The organism is Pseudoclavibacter helvolus (assembly GCF_049707175.1).
GTDB lineage: Bacteria > Actinomycetota > Actinomycetes > Actinomycetales > Microbacteriaceae > Pseudoclavibacter > Pseudoclavibacter helvolus_A.
The window spans coordinates 121,233-137,642 of sequence record NZ_JBNAFM010000002.1; the positions used below are offsets into that span (position 1 = coordinate 121,233).

The window sequence follows — 16,410 nt, forward strand, 5'->3', positions numbered from 1 at the left end:
TTACTCGCCTGCCGGCTGCCGCTCGAGGAGCTCGGCGACGCGCGAGCGGATGCGTTCGGCCACATGCTCGCGCGGCTGCGTCGCGTCGATCACGAGGAACCGGTGAGGCTCGGCCGCCGCGAGGCGGAGGAAGGCGGAGCGAACGGAGTCGTGGAACGCCTTCGACTCGGCCTCAAGCCGGTCGTAGGTGCCTCGTGTGGCGCCGATGCGCCTGCGACCCTCGTCTGGGTCGAGGTCGAAGAGCACCGTGAGGTCGGGGAGGAGCCCGCGCGCGGCCCACAGCGAGAGATCTCTCACCTCGTCGGCGCCGAGCTCACGCCCGGTGCCCTGGTAGGCGACGGAGGAGTCGAGGTAGCGATCCTGCACGACGATATCGCCGCGCACGAGCGCCGGGCGAACGACGGTCGCGATGTGGTGGGCGCGGTCAGCGGCGTACAGGAGCGCCTCGGCGCGTGCATCCATGTGCCCCTTGCGGTGCAGCACCAGCTCGCGGATGTCGTCCCCGAGGTCGGTCCCACCGGGTTCGCGCGTGCGCACCACGGAGTGGCCGAGCGACGTCAGCCAGCTCTCGAGCAGCCCAGAGTGGGTCGATTTGCCCGCGCCGTCGCCGCCTTCGAGCGTGATGAAGAGGCCCGTCATTCGGTCGTTGCTGCCTCGCTCGCCTGAGCCGCCGGCTTCTTCGCTGCGGTCGTCTTGGTGGCTGCAGCCTTCGCCGCGGCGGGCTTCTTCGCGGCCGGCTTCTTCGCAGCGGGCTTCTTCGCTGCAGGCTTGCGCTTCACCGGCCCCTTGGCGCGCTTGTCGGCGAGCATCTGCACGGCCTCCTCGAAGGTGACCTCCTCGGGGTTCGCGCCCCGCGGCACCGTCACGTTCGTCTCGCCATCGGTCACATACGGGCCGAAGCGGCCGTCCTTGATCTTGATCGGCTTGCCGCTCACCGGGTCGGCCTCGAACTCCTTGATCGCCGCCTTGGTGGTGCGCGCACCGTACTTCGGCTGGGCGAACAGCTCCTGGGCGGCCTCGAGCGTCACCGTGAAGATCTCGTCCTCGCTGGTGAGCGACCGCGTCTCGGTCCCCTTCTTCAGGTAGGGCCCGTATCGGCCGTTCTGCGCGGTGATCTCAGCACCAGTCTCGGCGTCGGCGCCGACGACGCGCGGCAGCTCGAGCAGCCCGATGGCCTGCTCGTACGTGACCTGCTCGGGGAGCATCGACTTGAACAGCGACGCCGTGCGGGGCTTCTCCGCCGCCGCGGCCTTCTTCGCACGCGGCTTCTTGACGGGGCGCCCTTCGGCTGCGGCGGCCTTGGCCTCGGCCTCCTCAGCCAACGCCTTCGCCTTCGCCTCAGCCTCCGCGGCCGCTTCCTCAGCCTCCGACGGAGCCTCGGTCACGTACGGGCCGAAGCGACCGTCCTTCACAACGATGCGCTTGCCGGTCTCCGGGACGACGCCGAGGACCCGGTCGGTCTGGACGGGTGCCTCGACGAGTTCGACAGCCTTCTCGGCTGTCAGCTCGTCTGGCGCGAGGTCTTCCGGCACGTTGACGCGGCGCGGGGTCGCGCCTTCTGTCTCGGGCGCGACCTCGAGGTACGGGCCGTAGCGCCCGATGCGGAGCACGATGCCGTCCGCGAGCGGGGTCGAGTTGATCTCGCGGGCGTCGATCTCGCCGAGGTTGTCGATGACCCCGCGGAGGCCCTTGTGGTCTTCCGTTCCGAAGTAGAACCCCTGCAGCCAGTCATTGCGCTGCTCGGAGCCGGCCGCGATGCGGTCGAGGTCGCCTTCCATCTGCGCCGTGAAGTTGTACTCGACGAGATCGTGGAAGTGCTCCTCGAGGAGTCGCACAACCGAGAAGGCGGTCCAGCTGGGAACGAGCGCGCTGCCGCGGGGAGCGACGTAGCCGCGGTCGATGATCGTGGAGATGATGGATGCGTAGGTCGAGGGGCGACCGATGCCGAGCTCGTCCAGGGTCTTGACGAGGCTGGCCTCGGTGTAGCGCGGCGGCGGGCTCGTCTCGTGGCTCTTCGCATCTGCCGTCTCCGCGTCCAGCTTCTGCCCCTTGGTGAGCGGTGGCAGCTTGGCCTCTGCCGTCGCCGAGTCGTCGCGTGCCTCGTCTTTGCCTTCCTCGTACGCGGCGAGGAACCCGCGGAAGGTGATGACGGTGCCTGACGCCTGGAACTCGGCAGCGCGGCTCGTGACCGTGCCCTGGGCGTCGGAGACGTCGACGGGCGACGCGTCGATCGTGACGGTCGCGGTCTGTCCCTTCGCGTCGGCCATCTGCGACGCGATCGTGCGCTTCCAGATGAGGTCGTAGAGCTTGAAGTCGTTCGGGCTCAGCTTGGGCCGCAGCTCGCTCGGGAGCGCGAACGTCGATCCGGCTGGCCTGACGGCTTCGTGGGCCTCTTGGGCGTTTTTCGACTTCGAACCGTACAGGCGGGGCGAGGCCGGCACCGTCTCGGCGCCGTAGAGCTTGGCGGCCTGGGTGCGGGCAGCGTTCAAGGCTTGCGAGGAGAGCGAGGACGAGTCCGTACGCATGTACGTGATGTAGCCGTTCTCGTACAGCGATTGGGCGACGCTCATCGTCTGCCGTGCGGTGAAGCGAAGCTTTCGCGCCGCTTCCTGCTGCAACGTCGAGGTCGTGAAGGGCGCGGCGGGGCGACGCGTGTACGGCTTCGACTCGACCGAGGAGACCGTGACGGGTACGGTGCCCGCGGTGAGCTGCACCGTGAGGGTCGTCGCCTCGGCCTCGCCGAGGATCACGGAGTTGTTCTTCAGGACACCGTGGTCGTCGAAGTCGCGACCGGTAGCAACGCGTTCTCCGTCGAGCTTCGTCAGGCGGGCGACGAACGCCGAACCGTCCTGACCTGCCTCGGGGGCGAACCGCGCTTCGACGCCCCAGTAGCTCGCCTTCACGAACGCGAGTCGTTCGCGTTCGCGGTCGACGATGAGGCGGGTTGCGGCGGACTGCACGCGGCCGGCCGAGAGCCCGGGGCCGACTTTGCGCCAGAGCACGGGCGAGACTTCGTAACCGTAGAGCCGGTCGAGGATTCTCCTCGTCTCCTGCGCGTCGACGAGGTGCACGTCGATGTCGCGGGTGCGGTCCTTCGCGGCCTCGATGGCCTCGCGGGTGATCTCGTGGAAGACCATGCGCTTGACGGGGACCTTCGGCTGGAGCACCTGCAGCAGGTGCCAGGCGATGGCTTCCCCTTCGCGGTCCTCATCAGTTGCGAGAATGAGTTCGTCGGCGTCCTTCAGCGCTCGCTTGAGCTCCGCGACCGTCTTCTTCTTCTGGTCGGACACCACGTAGTAGGGCTCGAACCCGTTGTCGACGTCGACGCTGAACTTGCCGAGGGAGCCCTTCTTGAGCTCCGGCGGAAGGTTCTTGGGCTCGATGAGGTCGCGGATGTGTCCGACGGAGGCGAGCACGGTGTAGTCATCACCGAGATACTGCGAGATGCTCTTCACTTTGGTCGGCGACTCGACGATGACCAGTGTGTTGCTGCCTGACACAAGCGTTCCTTGGATGGGTCTGCGTGCTCTCGCACGACGGTTCCGGCTGACCGGAGTGATGTGGGGGGCTGTTGCCACCCGTCGGCGCCCATTATATGGACGGGCCGATTTGTGGACGGCTGGCTGGACGGAAGGCCTCCAACTGCTGGTGGCTCCGCACCACGCCTTCTCAGTCCGGCGGCGGTCCTGCCCTCGACGGTTCCGAAAAGACGAACGGGCCGGACTCTACACGAACTCGCACAACGGCCTCACGGCCGATGATCGTGCACGCCTCGAGAGACGCCCCGTTCGCGTGCGCGAGACGGGCGGCTTCGTCGCACGGTTCGCCTGCGCTGAGACCGGAGGCGACGTCGGCGGCGGCGAGCGCTGCTGCATCGGCCGCAGCGTGCGCGGCCTGCCTCGCGGGGAACGCGGCGAGCACGCCGACCGCCCCGATCGTCGCTGCGAGGAGCAGCAGCGCGACGGCGAGCATGGCGACTCCTCCCGCTCCGCGTTCTCCCGCCAGCGCCCGCGCCTTCATCGCCCCCCGTCGAGCGCACAGGCCCGGGCAGCGGCGTCGACCGGCAGTTCTCGCTCGCCGAGCGCCAAGGGTGTGGATGCACGCACGCAGATGAGGCCAGCTGGGCGCGAGAACTCGAGTTGGGCCGTCGGGGCGAGGGCGAGCAGGTGCTCCCGAGCAAGCTCCTCGCCCTCACCGCGCGCAACGAGCCTCGCCGCGTCGGCGACCGCATCCTGAAGCCGCACCTGCAGGACAACCCCCTGCAGGCCTGCGAGGCAGAAGGCGAGGAGCAGGACGACGGCGGGTGCGACGATGGCGACCTCTGCCGTTGCCGAGCCCCGCGCTGAGCTCGCGAGCGACCGCCACCGCTGCACCCGACGCATCACTCGTCCACGGTGAGCGCCGTGCGAATGATGTTCTCGAGCAGCCCTCGCACCTCGTCGCTCTGCATGATGACGACGAGCAGTCCGGCGAAGGCGACTGCGGCCATGGTCGCGATCGCGTACTCGGCGGTCGCCGCCCCCTCGTCTCGGCGGAGCCGCCGGTGGAGACCGGCCAGCAGCGCCTCTGATCGGTGGGCGAGACGATGGATCTGAGTCATGGGTGTACCTCTCTTATTGCGAGTTGTCCGTTCGGGTTCGGCACGAGCGTTTGGGAGCGGTTCAGAGCCGCGAGACCGTCTGGGTGATGACGGCGAGGATGAGCGGTGCGACGCCGAGGAGCAGGAACGAGGGGAGCACGCAGAGGCCGAGCGGCAGCATGAGGCGCACGCCGAGCTCGGCCGCGCTTCTGGCCGCTGCAGCCCTCGCCTCGCGTCGAGCGAGGGCGGCTTCGCTGCGAAGCAGTGAAGCCGCCGGAACACCGGCCTCTCTGGCCAAGGTGAGCACGCGCTCGACCCGACGGTCCGCGGTCGGGGCGCCAGTCGTGGCCCGGTTCCCGGCCAGCCGCTGAGGCCCGGGCGTGCCACGACCGTCGAGGCCTGCGCGCTGAAGCGCCAGATCGACCTGACCGCGCACTGCGGTCGCGGATGCTCCGCCGAGCATGCCGAGCGCCGTCAAGTCGAGCGCGAACCCGGGGAGCTGCTCTCGGTTGGAGGCGGAGGCGATGAGCCCACGGTTCCAGATGTGCGCGATGGCCAAGAGCACGAGACCCGCCAGGAGACAGAACGCTCCGACCGCCGATCCGAACAGCACCCCGAGACTGTCGAACCCCAGGGCGACGCCGAGCAGGACCCCGACAGCGGGGAGCGCCATGACGAGGCGTGCCGCACTGCTCGGTCCAGCGAGCGCGAGCTCGACCTCCCGTTCGGAAGCGCCGAAGTCGCGAAACGTCTGCGCCAGATCGGAGAGCCCCTGGGCGAGCGGCGCCCCGGTGCGTTCCGCGAGCGCCCAGGCACACCCGAGCGCCCGCCAGCTGAGCTCGTGCCGGTGCACGAGGATCGCTCCGGCGGACTGACCCGCGCGCATGCCTCTGGCCACGCTCATCTCGACGGGTTCGAGCTCTGGTGGCGATCCGCGAAACCGGGGCGAGAGGCGCAAGCGGAGCGTTCGAAAAACCCTGGCCGCGGTCTGTCCGGACGGGCGGCGGCCTGTGTCTCGAGCATCCTCCGCCGCGCCGAAGCCCGCGACATGCTGCCACGCGGAGGCCGGGGTCGCGCCACCGGCGAGCAGCGCCGCCAAGCGCTCGATGACCGCCGCAGCGTGCTCGGCCTCGTCGGCGCCGCGCCGTGTCATCGCCGACCAGGCTCTCTGAGTTCCGCCCCGGCTGGCCCGCCGGTGACGGCATGCGAGAGCTTCGTGACGTTCTGCGCCTGTTCGGGGTCGCGCCGTCGCACCGAGACGACCGTGAGCCGCCCGGCGTCGTCCAGGCGGAACTCCCCGATGTCCGCAAGGCGCCGATGCCCGGAGGAAGTGCGTTCGACGTGCATGACGAGGTCGATGGCACTCACCGTCTGCCGGGCGACGGCCTCCTGGGGCATGTCGGCGAGCGCGCCGAGTGCCTCCAGCCGTGAGGGGACGTCGGCCAGCGAGTTTGCGTGCAGCGTGCCCGCGCCACCGTCGTGCCCGGTGTTGAGCGCCGCGAGCAGCTCACGCAACTCCGCGCCGCGGCACTCACCGAGCACGAGCCGGTCCGGGCGCATCCGCAGCGACTCCCGAACGAGCCGCTCGAGCGGGACGCTCCCCGCGCCTTCGATGTTCGCCTGTCGCGCCTCGAGCGAGACGACGTGCGGGTGGGCGATGCGCAGCTCGGCCACGTCTTCGATCACGATGATGCGGTCACGCGGGTCCGCCTCCGAGAGCATGGCGGCGAGGAACGTGGTCTTGCCGCTGCCGCCCGCCCCGGTCACGAGCACGTTCGCGCGAGCGCGGACCGCTTCGCGGACGAGCTCCTCCGCGCCGGGGGCGAAGAACGCCTGCCGATCGAGCTGCTCGAGTGTGAGTTGGCGCACCCTCGGCGCCCTGATGGAAAGGAGCGTGCCCGAGATCGAGACCGGCGGCAGCACGGCGTGCACCCGGATGCCGTCGGCGATGCGCACGTCGACGCAGGGTGCCGCCTCATCGAGGTGCCGCCCGCCGGCCGCGACGATCCGAACGGCGAGCTCCCGGAGCGCGCGCTCGCTCGGTGCCAGCCACGAGTCCTCCCGCTCCGCACCACGGCCTCGGTCGATATACAGCCCGTCAGTCCCATTGACGAACAGATCGGTGACCTCGCCGTCGGCGACGTACGCGGCCAGTGGGCCGAAGGCCTCCGCCTGTCCTCGCGTCAGCGACCGCTGAGAGCGTGGAGCTCCCTCCACGCCATTCGCCGATCGCGGCGGCAGGGTCAGGGTCGCCGCGCGCTGGGCTGCCGGGCGGGCGACAAACCGGCGGCCGGGCGCCGGAACGGGAGCTGAGTCGAAGGACATGCGGGAAGCGTAGGAACGCCGACCAGGCGCCGGCGCATCAACAGTCGCGATTGTGGAGAAGCGCTGTGCACAGGTCTGTCGACACCGGAGTGAGCGCGCAGTGCGGGTGGGGCCTGCCTGCGAGCGGATGCGCGCCCTGCATCGACACGGGAATCGTGTTAACGAAGAGGCGCCCGGACAGGGGGATATCCGAGCGCCTCAGCTCATGCAGCGTTCAGGGGGGGTTGATTGCTGCAGAGCAACGATAATTGCGACAGAGAGCGAAACCATCGATGTCCATGCTAGTGCATATTTCGTCCGGAAAAGTATCCACGTGCCCCGGAATCGAAAAAAGTTCGACCCAGGCCGCACTTCCGCATGGAATCACGGTTCCTGCCTGACATTTCACCCTCGACACGCCGGGGAAACGGCCGCCTCCTTGGCACAGTCTGCCGCTGTTGTGGCACATTCCTCGGTTCACTTCGCCCTCCTCGGGCGCGAACACCGGGCACGAAATCCGACGGCACTCCCCCCGAAAGGTGGGAGCCAGCGCACGCCTACGCTCCGTAGACTTCTGGCACACTGCGCCGCAACGAGGCGGCCCAGCATCGCAACGACGCGAAAGGATCTGTGGTGGCTGACAAGATCGAACACCTTCTGGAAGACCTCGAGACCTTCCCGCCCAGCGAAGACTTCACCTCATCCTCCCCCGTGCCAGCAGACCTCGCGGCCCGCGCGGAAGAGGACCGCCTCGAGTTCTGGGCCGACCAGGCGAGGCAACTGCACTGGGCGACCCCGTTCACCGAGGTGCTCGACTGGAGCGATGCCCCGTTCGCGAAGTGGTTCGGCGACGGCACCCTCAACGCGAGCTACAACTGCGTCGACCGCCACGTGCTCGCCGGCAACGGTGACCGCGTCGCGATCCACTGGGAGGGCGAGCCGGGCGACACGCGAACCATCACCTACGCCGACCTCCTCGGAGACGTCAAGCGCGCCGCGAACCTCCTCGAGAGCCTCGGAGTCACAGCGGGCGACGTCGTCGCGATCTACATGCCGATGATCCCGGAGACCGTCGTGGCCATGCTCGCCTGTGCGCGAATCGGCGCGGTGCACTCCGTCATCTTTGGCGGTTTCAGCGCCGACTCCATCCGCAGCAGAGTCGACGACGCGAACGCGAAGCTCGTCATCACCAGCGATGGCAGCATCCGGAAGGGCCGCATCTTCCCGCTCAAGGAGACGGTGGATGCGGCACTCGAAGCCGACGGGCACACCGTGGAACACGTCCTCGTCGTCCGCCGTGCCGAGAACGAGCCGACCCTCACCCCAGGACGGGACCTGTGGTGGCACGAGGAGATCGCACAGGTGAGCGACGAGCATGTCGCGAAGCCGTTCCCCGCCGAGCATCCGCTCTTCATCCTCTACACCTCCGGCACGACCGGAAAGCCCAAGGGGCTGCTGCACACAACCGGCGGCTACCTCACCCAGACGTCCTTCACGCACCGCACGATCTTCGACCTGAAGCCGGAACAGGACGTGTACTGGTGCTCCGCCGACGTGGGCTGGGTGACCGGGCACAGCTACTTCGTCTACGGCCCCCTCGCGAACGGCGCGACGCAGGTCATGTACGAGGGCACCCACGACACCCCGGATCTGGGCCGCTGGTTCGACATCATCCAACGCTACGGGGTCACGATCTTCTACACCGCCCCGACGGCGATCCGCGGGTACATGAAGTCCGGCCGTCAGATCCCCGCAAAGTACGACCTCTCCTCCATCCGCCTGCTGGGCTCGGTGGGCGAGCCCATCAACCCCGAAGCCTGGGCCTGGTACCGCGAGGTCATCGGCGGCAACCGGGTGCCGGTGGTCGACACCTGGTGGCAGACTGAGACGGGGGCCATCATGATCTCGGCGATCCCGAGCCAGGTCGCGCTGAAGCCCGGGGCCGCGCAGGTGCCGGTGCCCGGGGTGGTCGTCGAGGTGGTCGACGACCAGGGCGAGCGCGTGAACCCGGGCGAGATGGGGCTGCTGACGATCACCGAGCCGTGGCCGTCGATGGCGCGCGGCATCTACGGCGATCGCGAACGCTACATCGAGACCTACTGGTCGCAGTTCCCGGGGCGCTACTTCGCGGGCGACGGTGCCGGGGTCGACAAAGATGGCCACCTGTGGCTCCTTGGCCGCGTCGACGATGTCATGAACGTCTCGGGGCACCGCCTCTCGACGACGGAGATCGAGTCGGCACTCGTCGACCACCCGTTCGTCGCAGAGTCAGCGGTCGTCGGGGCCAGCGATGACACCACCGGACAGGCGGTCGTGGCCTTCGTCGTGCTCAAGGAGAGCAAGAAGGCGGAGATCGAGGCGTCGGATGCGCCGCAGGTGCTGCGCTCGCACGTGTCGTCGAAGATCGGCGCGATCGCCAGGCCGCGACAGGTGTACGTCGTGGCGGAGCTGCCGAAGACGCGTTCGGGCAAGATCATGCGTCGCTTGCTGCGTGACGTGGCGGACGGCAAGGCGGTTGGCGATACGACGACGCTCACGGACGCATCGGTCATGTCCGCGATCTCGGCCGGAGTCGCCTCCGGGAGCGCCGACGACGACTGACCTTCCAGAGATGAACGAAGCCCTGCATCCCTCGAGAGGGAGGTGCAGGGCTTCGGTCTGCGCGGATGCGCGGATGCGCGGATGACTACTCGTAGGCGACGATGAGGTCGACCTCCACCGGGGAGTCGAGCGGGAGGACGGCGACGCCCACGGCGGCGCGCACATGCGTGCCCGCATCGCCGAACGCGAGGCCGAGCATTTCGGAGACGCCGTTGGCGACGAGCGGCTGCTCGGTGAAGTCGGGAGCGGATGCCACGTAGACAGTGACCTTCACGACGCGCGTGACGCGGTCGAGGTCGCCGATGACCGACTTGATCGCCGCGAGGGCGTTGAGGCCGGCGAACGCCGCGAACTCGATCGCGTCGTCGCGTGGGACCTCGGCACCGACCTTGCCCGTCTCGGGGAGCGCACCCTCGATGAATGGCAGCTGGCCGGAGGTGTAGACGAGTCCGCCGTGCTCGACGGCTGGCACATAGGCGGCAACCGGTGCGGCGACGGGTGGCACCGCGAGACCCATGGCGCCGAGGCGTTCTTCGACCTGGCTCATGCCTGCTCCCCCGCGACCGGACGCTTCATGTAGGCGACGGATCCGCCCTCGGCGTTCGTGGAAACCTGCACCAGCTCCCAGCCCTGAGCACCCCAGTTGTTGAGGATGACAGTGGGGGTGTGCAACGGGAGCGGGGTGATGAAATATTCCCACTTCTGCATGGACGTCCTCCTGTGCGGTGAGCGCTCAGGCGCTTCATGGAGTTCTCATTGAACACTCCTGGAGACGCCGTAAGCGGGTGTGACTTACCCTTGATCCTATGTCTGTCACGAATCCAGGGGCGCCCAAACGCAACATTCTGGGTGGCCTCCTAGGGCTGCTGGGGATGAGCGGAGTCGCGGGCGTGCTCGTCACGGCCATGATCACTCCACTTATCGCGGTCACCGGTGTGGCCGCGAACAGCACCATCTCGCTGTTCGAGAACCTGCCGACGTACCTCGAGATCGGCTCCCTGCAGCAGAAGACCGAGCTGTACGCCGCCAACGGCCAGAAGTTCGCCGAGTTCTACAACCAGAACCGCGAAGAGGTTTCGCTCGACCAGATCTCCCCGTACGTCGCGGCCGCCGCGATCTCTGTGGAGGATCCCCGCTTCCGCGAGCACGGTGGCGTCGATGTCATCTCCGCCGCCCGCGCCCTCGCACAGTCGGTCATCGGGGACGGCGCGGCAGGCGCATCCACGATCACCATGCAGTACGTCCGCAACGTCCGAGTGCAGACGGCCGAGGCGATCCCCAACGAAGAGGAACGCGACAAGGCCTACCTCGAGGCGACCGAGACCACGACGGGCCGCAAGCTGCAAGAGATGCGGCTCGCGATCGGCGTCGAGAAGCAGTTCTCCAAAGACGAGATCCTGCAGGGCTACCTGAACATCGCGCTCTTCGGCGGCACCACCTACGGCATCGAGTCGGCAGCCCAGCGCTACTTCGGCAAGTCGGCGCTCGACCTGAACCTGCAGGAATCCGCGAGCCTCATCGCCATCGTGCAGGAGCCGAACGCGTACCGCCTCGACGTGCCCGAAAACATCGAGGCCAACAAGGTCCGCCGCGACTACATACTCATGCGCATGATGGAGGAGGGCGCGATCGACCAGGCCACCTACGAGGCCACGATCGCGACGCCCGTCGAGCCACGCCCAACCGAGCCGCGGCACGGCTGCGGCGCCGCCGAGGGCAACGCCCAGTACTTCTGCGACTACGTGCGCCTCATCATGGTGCAGGATCCGGCCTTCGGCGAGACCTACGAGGAACGCCAGTTCAACTTCCAGACCAAGGGCTACCAGATCCACACCACCCTCGACCTCGACATGCAGGCGCAGGGCCAGGCCACGATGGCCTCGGCGGTGCCCGCCTACGTCGACGGCATGGACATGGGCTCCGCGGCGTCGATGGTCGAAGAGGGCACGGGCCGAGTGCTGATGATGGTCCAGAACACCGCCTTCGGTGACACCGAGGAGCTGGCCGCGCAACCGGGCTACACGTCGGTCAACTACAACACCGACTACGACTTCGGTGGTTCGACGGGCTTCCAGGTCGGGTCGACCTACAAGATGTTCACGCTCGCCGAATGGCTGGCGTCGGGCAAATCCTTGAACGCCTCCGTCAACGGCAAGGACCGCGCGTTCAACCTCATCAACTTCCAGAACTCCTGCCTCGGCGCCGACGGCGGCTCCTGGTCGCCAACGAACGACGGCGGCCAGAAAGTCAACAACGTCTCGGTCAGGCAGGCGACGTCGTCCTCGATCAACACGGCGTACGTGGCGATGGCCGAGCAGCTCGACCAGTGCCGCATTCGCGACACAGCCATGGCCATGGGCGCGCACCGCGCCGACGGAGCGGTCAACGAGTCGAACCCCGCTGCCGTGCTCGGTACCAACACCATCGCGCCGCTCTCGATGGCGACCGCCGTGGCCGGATTCGCGAATGGCGGCGTCACCTGCTCGCCGATCGCAATCGACAGCATCACGTTGCGCGACGGCTCTTCCATCGAAGCCCCGAAGTCGACCTGCAATCAGGCCGTGACCCCGGAGGTTGCGGCGGGCGTGACGTCGGCGCTACAGGGCGTCACGAACGGTGGAACTGGTAGCGCCTCGAACCCCGGTATCACGCCACTCATGGGCAAGACGGGCACGACAGACAGCGGCCTTCAGACCTGGATGGTCGGGGCCACGACCAAGGTCGGCCTCGCGGTGTGGGTCGGCAACGCGAGCGGCCAGGTGCCGATGTACGGCGTCGACCTCCCGCGCGCCGTGGGCAGCCAGACCCGTCACGTGATCTTCAACGACATCATCGCCCAGGCGATGCGCGTCTACGGCGGGGACAGCTTCCCCCAGCCGACGGGGAGCGCGGTGCAGAACGAGCAGGTCACTGTTCCGGACCTCACCGGCAAATCGACCGCAGAGGCCAAGACCTCACTCGAGGGCCTCGGCTTCAGCGTCTCCGTCGGCAACCCCGTCGCATCGGACCAGCCTGAGGGCACGGTCGCAAGCACGCTGCCAAGCGCCAACACGCGGGTCACGCAAGGCACGACGATCACCATCAACCCGTCGCGCGGGCCAGACACCCAGCCGACATCAGACACGCTCGCGGCCCCAGACCTGGCCGGTCAGACGCAGGAGCAGGCGCAAGCCACACTCTCGCAGCTCGGGTTCAGCGGCACCATGGCGATCCTGACCGAGAAGAGCGCCACCGTGCCAAGCGGCCAGGTGATTCGCACCGACCCCGCCGCCGGTGTCGAGCTCGAACGCAGCGGCTCCATCCAGGTCTACGTCTCTTCCGGCCCCTAGCAGGCCATCGCACCAACTGAAACGAGTTTCACCATGGCGAATTCCCTCGCCACATCGACCTCCGGAAGACGTTCCGGGGTCGGAGCCGTCGCCCTCACCCTCCTCGGGGTAGGGGCGGCGACCGCCGTCTACGGCACCATGATCGAGCGTCGGGCGTTCCGATTGCGCCGCGTCGAAGCCCGCATCCTGCCACCCGGGTCAGCCCCGTTGCGCGTGCTGCACCTGAGCGACTTCCACGTCGCCCCGTGGCAGCGCAAGAAGCAGGAGTTCGTCAGAGGGCTCGCAGCCCTGCGGCCAGACCTCATCATCGGCACAGGCGACAATCTCGGGCACGTCGACGCCGTCCCGACGGTCGCCCACATGCTCGAGCCGTTCGAGGGCATCCCCTCCGTGCACGTCTACGGGTCCAACGACTACCTCGGCCCGGTGCTCAAGAACCCCTTCACCTACTTCGGCCGTGCGGCGCACATCGCCAAGAAGGCCCCGAAACTCGATACCGAGAGCCTGACCGGCCACTTCAATCGCCTCGGGTGGACGCCCCTCAACAACATGGCGGCCGTTCTGGAAGTCGGGGGTAGGCGCATCCGGTTCTTCGGTGTCAACGACCCGCACATCGACGGCGACGACTTCGCCGCGACCGGCGAAGCGCTGCGCACCGCGTCCGAGGGCCAGACGTGGGACCTCACGATCGCGCTCGCGCACGCCCCGTACCAGCGCGTGCTCAGCGGCCTCGTCGACCTCGGGGCTGACGCGATCTTCGCGGGTCACACGCACGGCGGCCAGGTCTGCGTGCCCGGCTACGGTGCGCTCGTCACCAATTGCGACATCCCACGCAAGCAGGTCAAGGGCCTCAGCAGCTGGACCTCGCGCGGCCGCAGCGCCGCACTCCACGTCTCGGCCGGTCTCGGCACGTCGATCTACGCGCCTGTGCGCTTCGCGTGCCCGCCGGAGGCGACCCTCCTGACCTTCCTACCCCGGGTATCGTGACGCCATGGCAACAAAGAAACGTGGAAGCTGGAAGCGCGGTCGTCTGACGCGTGCCCTCGGACTCGTCGGGGTGAGCGGCCTCGCGGCGGTCCTCATCACCGCACTGGTGACTCCACTCGTCTCCGTCGCCAACATCGCCGAGAACAGCTCGATCAACCTCTTCGAGAGCCTCCCCGACTACCTGGAAATCAACGAGCTCCAGCAGGTCACCGAGCTCTACGCCAAGCAGGGCGGGCAGGACGTCAAGTTCGCCCAGTTCTACAACCAGAACCGCATCGAAGTTCCCCTCGACCAGATCTCCCCATGGGTCCCCCTCGCCGCGATCTCCGTCGAAGACCCCCGCTTCCGCGAGCACGACGGCGTCGACGTCATCTCGGCGGCACGCGCGCTCATCACCTCGGTTATCGGCGACTCCTCGGCCGGAGCCTCCACGATCACCATGCAGTGGGTCCGCAACGTGCGCGTGCAGGAAGCCGAGGCGATCCTCGACCCTGCCGAGAGCGAAAAGGCCTACATCGAGGCGACCGACCCGAACACAGGCCGCAAGCTGCAGGAGATGCGCCTCGCGATCGGCGTCGAACAACAGTATTCGAAGGACGAGATCCTCCAGGGCTACCTGAACATCGCCCTCTTCGGCGGCACCACCTACGGCATCGAGTCTGCAGCCCAGCGCTACTTCGGCAAGCCCGCACTCGACCTGAACCTGCAAGAGGCCGCGAGCCTCATCGCCATCGTGCAGGAGCCGAACGCCTACCGACTCGACCGTGAAGAGAACATCGAAGGCAACAAAGAGCGCCGCGACTACATCCTCATGCGCATGATGGAAGAGGGTGCCATCGACCAGGCCACCTACGAAGCCACCATCGCGCTGCCCGTCGAGCCGAACGTCAAAGACCCGAACCACGGCTGCGAATTCGCGGAGGGCAACGCGAAGTACTTCTGCAAGTTCGTGCAGCTGACCGTGCTGCAAGATGAGGCGTTCGGCGCCACCGAAGCCGAGCGCATGTTCAACCTCGCCGGTAAGGGCTACAAGATCTACACCTCGCTCGACCTCGACATGCAGGGCGTCGCGACACAGTCCATGCAGAACGCCGTACCGTCGAGCTACCCGGGCACCGAGCTCGGGGCCGCCGCCTCCATGGTCGAGAACGGCACAGGGCGCATCCTCGCCATGGTGCAGAACACCCAGTTCAGCGAAGTGGCCGAGAACCAGGGCCTCCCAGGCGTGACCTCCGTGAACTACAACACCGACTACGAGTACGGCGGTTCCACCGGCTTCCAGACCGGGTCGACGTACAAGATCTTCACGCTCGCCGAGTGGCTGGCCTCAGGCAAGTCGCTGTACTCGTCCGTGCCAGGGCAGAACCGCACCTTCTACCTCGAGAACTTCTCGAACACGTGCGAGCCCGAATCCGACGGGCCATGGGCGCCGACGAACGACAGCGGACAGCGCATCGGCACCGTGTCCATCAAGTCGGCGACCGCCTCGTCGTACAACACCGCCTACGTGGCGATGGCCGAGCGGCTCGACCAGTGCCGCATCCGCGACACCGCGATGGCGCTCGGCGGCCACCGCGCCGATGGACAGATCAATCAGTCGGTGCCCGCCGCCATTCTCGGCGCGGCCAACGAGATGGCGCCGCTCTCGATGGCGACCGTCATGTCGGGTCTCGCCAACAGCGGCGTCACCTGCACGCCGACCGGCATCGACCGCGTGACCCTTCGCGATGGCACGGAAGTCGCCGGGCCCGAGTCCCGCTGCATCCAGGCCGTCTCACCTCAGGTCGCGGCTGGCGTCGACGAAGCGCTCGCAGGGGTTGTGAACGGCGGTACCGGTTCGCGCTCGAACCCGGGCATCGTGCCGCTCATCGGCAAAACGGGAACCACCGACAACGGTTTGCAGACGTGGATGGTCGGCGCGACGACCAAGGTCGGCCTCGCCGTCTGGGTGGGCAACGCCAACGGCCTGCTGCCCATGTACGACGTCAATCTCCCGCTCGCGGCCGGAAGCCAGACTCGCCACGTGCTCTTCAATGAGATCATAGGGGCGGCCATGAGCACCTACGGCGGAGGCGACTTCCCCGAGTACATCGAAGACGAGGACGCCCTGGTGCTCGCGACGGTGCCCGACCTCACAGGTCGTTCCACCGAAGAGGCACGCCAGGTGCTCGAAGGCCTCGGGTTTGGCGTCTCGATCGGGGCGTCGGTCAGCTCCGACCAGCCGCCCGGCAGCGTCGCGAACACGCTGCCCACCGCGAATACGCGGGTCGATAAGGGCACGACGATCACCATCCATCCCTCTGCGCTGCCGGACGACGCGAACAGCGGCCTGCTCGCCCCGGACGTCGCGGGCAAGACGCAGGACGAGGCGACCGCGTTGCTCGCCGGGGCCGGTTTCAGCGGGACCGTGACGGTCATCGCCGAGAAGAACGCAACCGTTCCGAGCGGGCAGGCCATTCGCACAGACCCGGCGACCGGCACGCCGATCGAACCGAACGGCCAGTTGCGGCTGTTCGTCTCGTCAGGCCCCTAACGGCTTCGAGGGTCTCGGTTGGCGGCGCGCGCCAGCTTCGGGTACTCTTGGGGAGTTCGCCGCTCGGCGGTGAACGA

Annotated in this window: 13 protein-coding genes; 4 read left to right on the forward strand and 9 right to left on the reverse strand. The window is 67.9% G+C overall.

Annotated elements, in window-relative coordinates:
* The 7 genes from tmk to ACPYN9_RS02250 form a co-directional block, all read right to left on the reverse strand.
* Nucleotides 1-639, reverse strand: coding sequence for a dTMP kinase (gene tmk, locus ACPYN9_RS02220; protein WP_424463528.1), 639 nt, complete (start codon nt 637-639; stop codon nt 1-3).
* Nucleotides 636-3,500 (reverse strand): type I DNA topoisomerase, encoded by a 2,865-nt coding sequence (topA, locus tag ACPYN9_RS02225; RefSeq protein ID WP_424463530.1) that lies wholly within the window; start codon nt 3,498-3,500, stop codon nt 636-638. The genes tmk and topA overlap by 4 nt, the downstream gene beginning before the upstream one ends.
* 169 nt (nt 3,501-3,669) lie before the next feature.
* A complete protein-coding gene (locus tag ACPYN9_RS02230; RefSeq protein ID WP_424463531.1) occupies nt 3,670-4,020 on the reverse strand; it encodes an Rv3654c family TadE-like protein in 351 nt (116 codons plus the stop codon).
* Complete coding sequence (locus tag ACPYN9_RS02235; protein WP_424463736.1) at nt 4,017-4,382, reverse strand: TadE/TadG family type IV pilus assembly protein; 366 nt, start codon at nt 4,380-4,382, stop codon at nt 4,017-4,019. Before ACPYN9_RS02235 ends, ACPYN9_RS02230 begins: the two co-directional genes overlap by 4 nt.
* A complete protein-coding gene (locus ACPYN9_RS02240) occupies nt 4,382-4,600 on the reverse strand; it encodes a DUF4244 domain-containing protein (protein ID WP_424463533.1) in 219 nt (72 codons plus the stop codon). The genes ACPYN9_RS02235 and ACPYN9_RS02240 overlap by 1 nt, the downstream gene beginning before the upstream one ends.
* Nucleotides 4,601-4,661: 61 nt before the next feature.
* The gene (locus ACPYN9_RS02245; protein WP_424463534.1) at nt 4,662-5,732 is read right to left on the reverse strand and encodes a type II secretion system F family protein; all 1,071 of its coding nucleotides are present in this window, start codon (nt 5,730-5,732) and stop codon (nt 4,662-4,664) included.
* Nucleotides 5,729-6,904 (reverse strand): TadA family conjugal transfer-associated ATPase, encoded by a 1,176-nt coding sequence (locus ACPYN9_RS02250; RefSeq protein ID WP_424463536.1) that lies wholly within the window; start codon nt 6,902-6,904, stop codon nt 5,729-5,731. Before ACPYN9_RS02250 ends, ACPYN9_RS02245 begins: the two co-directional genes overlap by 4 nt.
* A gap of 612 nt (nt 6,905-7,516) precedes the next feature.
* Between ACPYN9_RS02250 and acs the strand changes: the two genes are divergently transcribed.
* A complete protein-coding gene (gene acs / locus ACPYN9_RS02255; RefSeq protein WP_424463537.1) occupies nt 7,517-9,484 on the forward strand; it encodes an acetate--CoA ligase in 1,968 nt (655 codons plus the stop codon).
* 85 nt (nt 9,485-9,569) lie between these two features.
* Here the strand turns inward: acs and ACPYN9_RS02260 are convergent, their stop codons facing one another.
* Both ACPYN9_RS02260 and ACPYN9_RS02265 read right to left on the reverse strand, forming a co-directional pair.
* Nucleotides 9,570-10,031: a RidA family protein gene (locus ACPYN9_RS02260; RefSeq protein WP_068476798.1), complete on the reverse strand. Its 462-nt coding sequence runs from the start codon at nt 10,029-10,031 to the stop codon at nt 9,570-9,572.
* The gene (locus ACPYN9_RS02265) at nt 10,028-10,192 is read right to left on the reverse strand and encodes a hypothetical protein (RefSeq protein WP_424463539.1); all 165 of its coding nucleotides are present in this window, start codon (nt 10,190-10,192) and stop codon (nt 10,028-10,030) included. The genes ACPYN9_RS02260 and ACPYN9_RS02265 overlap by 4 nt, the downstream gene beginning before the upstream one ends.
* Nucleotides 10,193-10,290: 98 nt before the next feature.
* On the opposite strand from ACPYN9_RS02265, the gene ACPYN9_RS02270 reads away from it, so the two are divergent.
* The 3 genes from ACPYN9_RS02270 to ACPYN9_RS02280 are packed head-to-tail and all read left to right on the forward strand — an operon-like array spanning nt 10,291 to nt 16,333.
* A complete protein-coding gene (locus ACPYN9_RS02270) occupies nt 10,291-12,813 on the forward strand; it encodes a transglycosylase domain-containing protein (protein ID WP_424463541.1) in 2,523 nt (840 codons plus the stop codon).
* A 33-nt stretch (nt 12,814-12,846) separates the two neighbouring features.
* A complete protein-coding gene (locus ACPYN9_RS02275) occupies nt 12,847-13,800 on the forward strand; it encodes a metallophosphoesterase (RefSeq protein WP_424463542.1) in 954 nt (317 codons plus the stop codon).
* A gap of 4 nt (nt 13,801-13,804) precedes the next feature.
* Entirely contained in the window at nt 13,805-16,333 is a 2,529-nt protein-coding gene (locus ACPYN9_RS02280; RefSeq protein WP_424463544.1) for a transglycosylase domain-containing protein, read from the forward strand.
* Nucleotides 16,334-16,410 lie beyond the last annotated feature (77 nt).

Coding starts and splice junctions, on each gene's coding strand:
- tmk (WP_424463528.1), bottom strand. CDS start 639: ATGACGGGCCTCTTCATCACGCTCGAAGGCGGCGACGGCGCGGGCAAA.
- ACPYN9_RS02230 (WP_424463531.1), bottom strand. CDS start 4,020: ATGAAGGCGCGGGCGCTGGCGGGAGAACGCGGAGCGGGAGGAGTCGCC.
- ACPYN9_RS02235 (WP_424463736.1), bottom strand. CDS start 4,382: ATGCGTCGGGTGCAGCGGTGGCGGTCGCTCGCGAGCTCAGCGCGGGGC.
- ACPYN9_RS02240 (WP_424463533.1), bottom strand. CDS start 4,600: ATGACTCAGATCCATCGTCTCGCCCACCGATCAGAGGCGCTGCTGGCC.
- ACPYN9_RS02245 (WP_424463534.1), bottom strand. CDS start 5,732: ATGACACGGCGCGGCGCCGACGAGGCCGAGCACGCTGCGGCGGTCATC.
- ACPYN9_RS02250 (WP_424463536.1), bottom strand. CDS start 6,904: ATGTCCTTCGACTCAGCTCCCGTTCCGGCGCCCGGCCGCCGGTTTGTC.
- ACPYN9_RS02260 (WP_068476798.1), bottom strand. CDS start 10,031: ATGAGCCAGGTCGAAGAACGCCTCGGCGCCATGGGTCTCGCGGTGCCA.
- ACPYN9_RS02265 (WP_424463539.1), bottom strand. CDS start 10,192: ATGCAGAAGTGGGAATATTTCATCACCCCGCTCCCGTTGCACACCCCC.
- ACPYN9_RS02270 (WP_424463541.1), top strand. CDS start 10,291: ATGTCTGTCACGAATCCAGGGGCGCCCAAACGCAACATTCTGGGTGGC.
- ACPYN9_RS02275 (WP_424463542.1), top strand. CDS start 12,847: ATGGCGAATTCCCTCGCCACATCGACCTCCGGAAGACGTTCCGGGGTC.
- ACPYN9_RS02280 (WP_424463544.1), top strand. CDS start 13,805: ATGGCAACAAAGAAACGTGGAAGCTGGAAGCGCGGTCGTCTGACGCGT.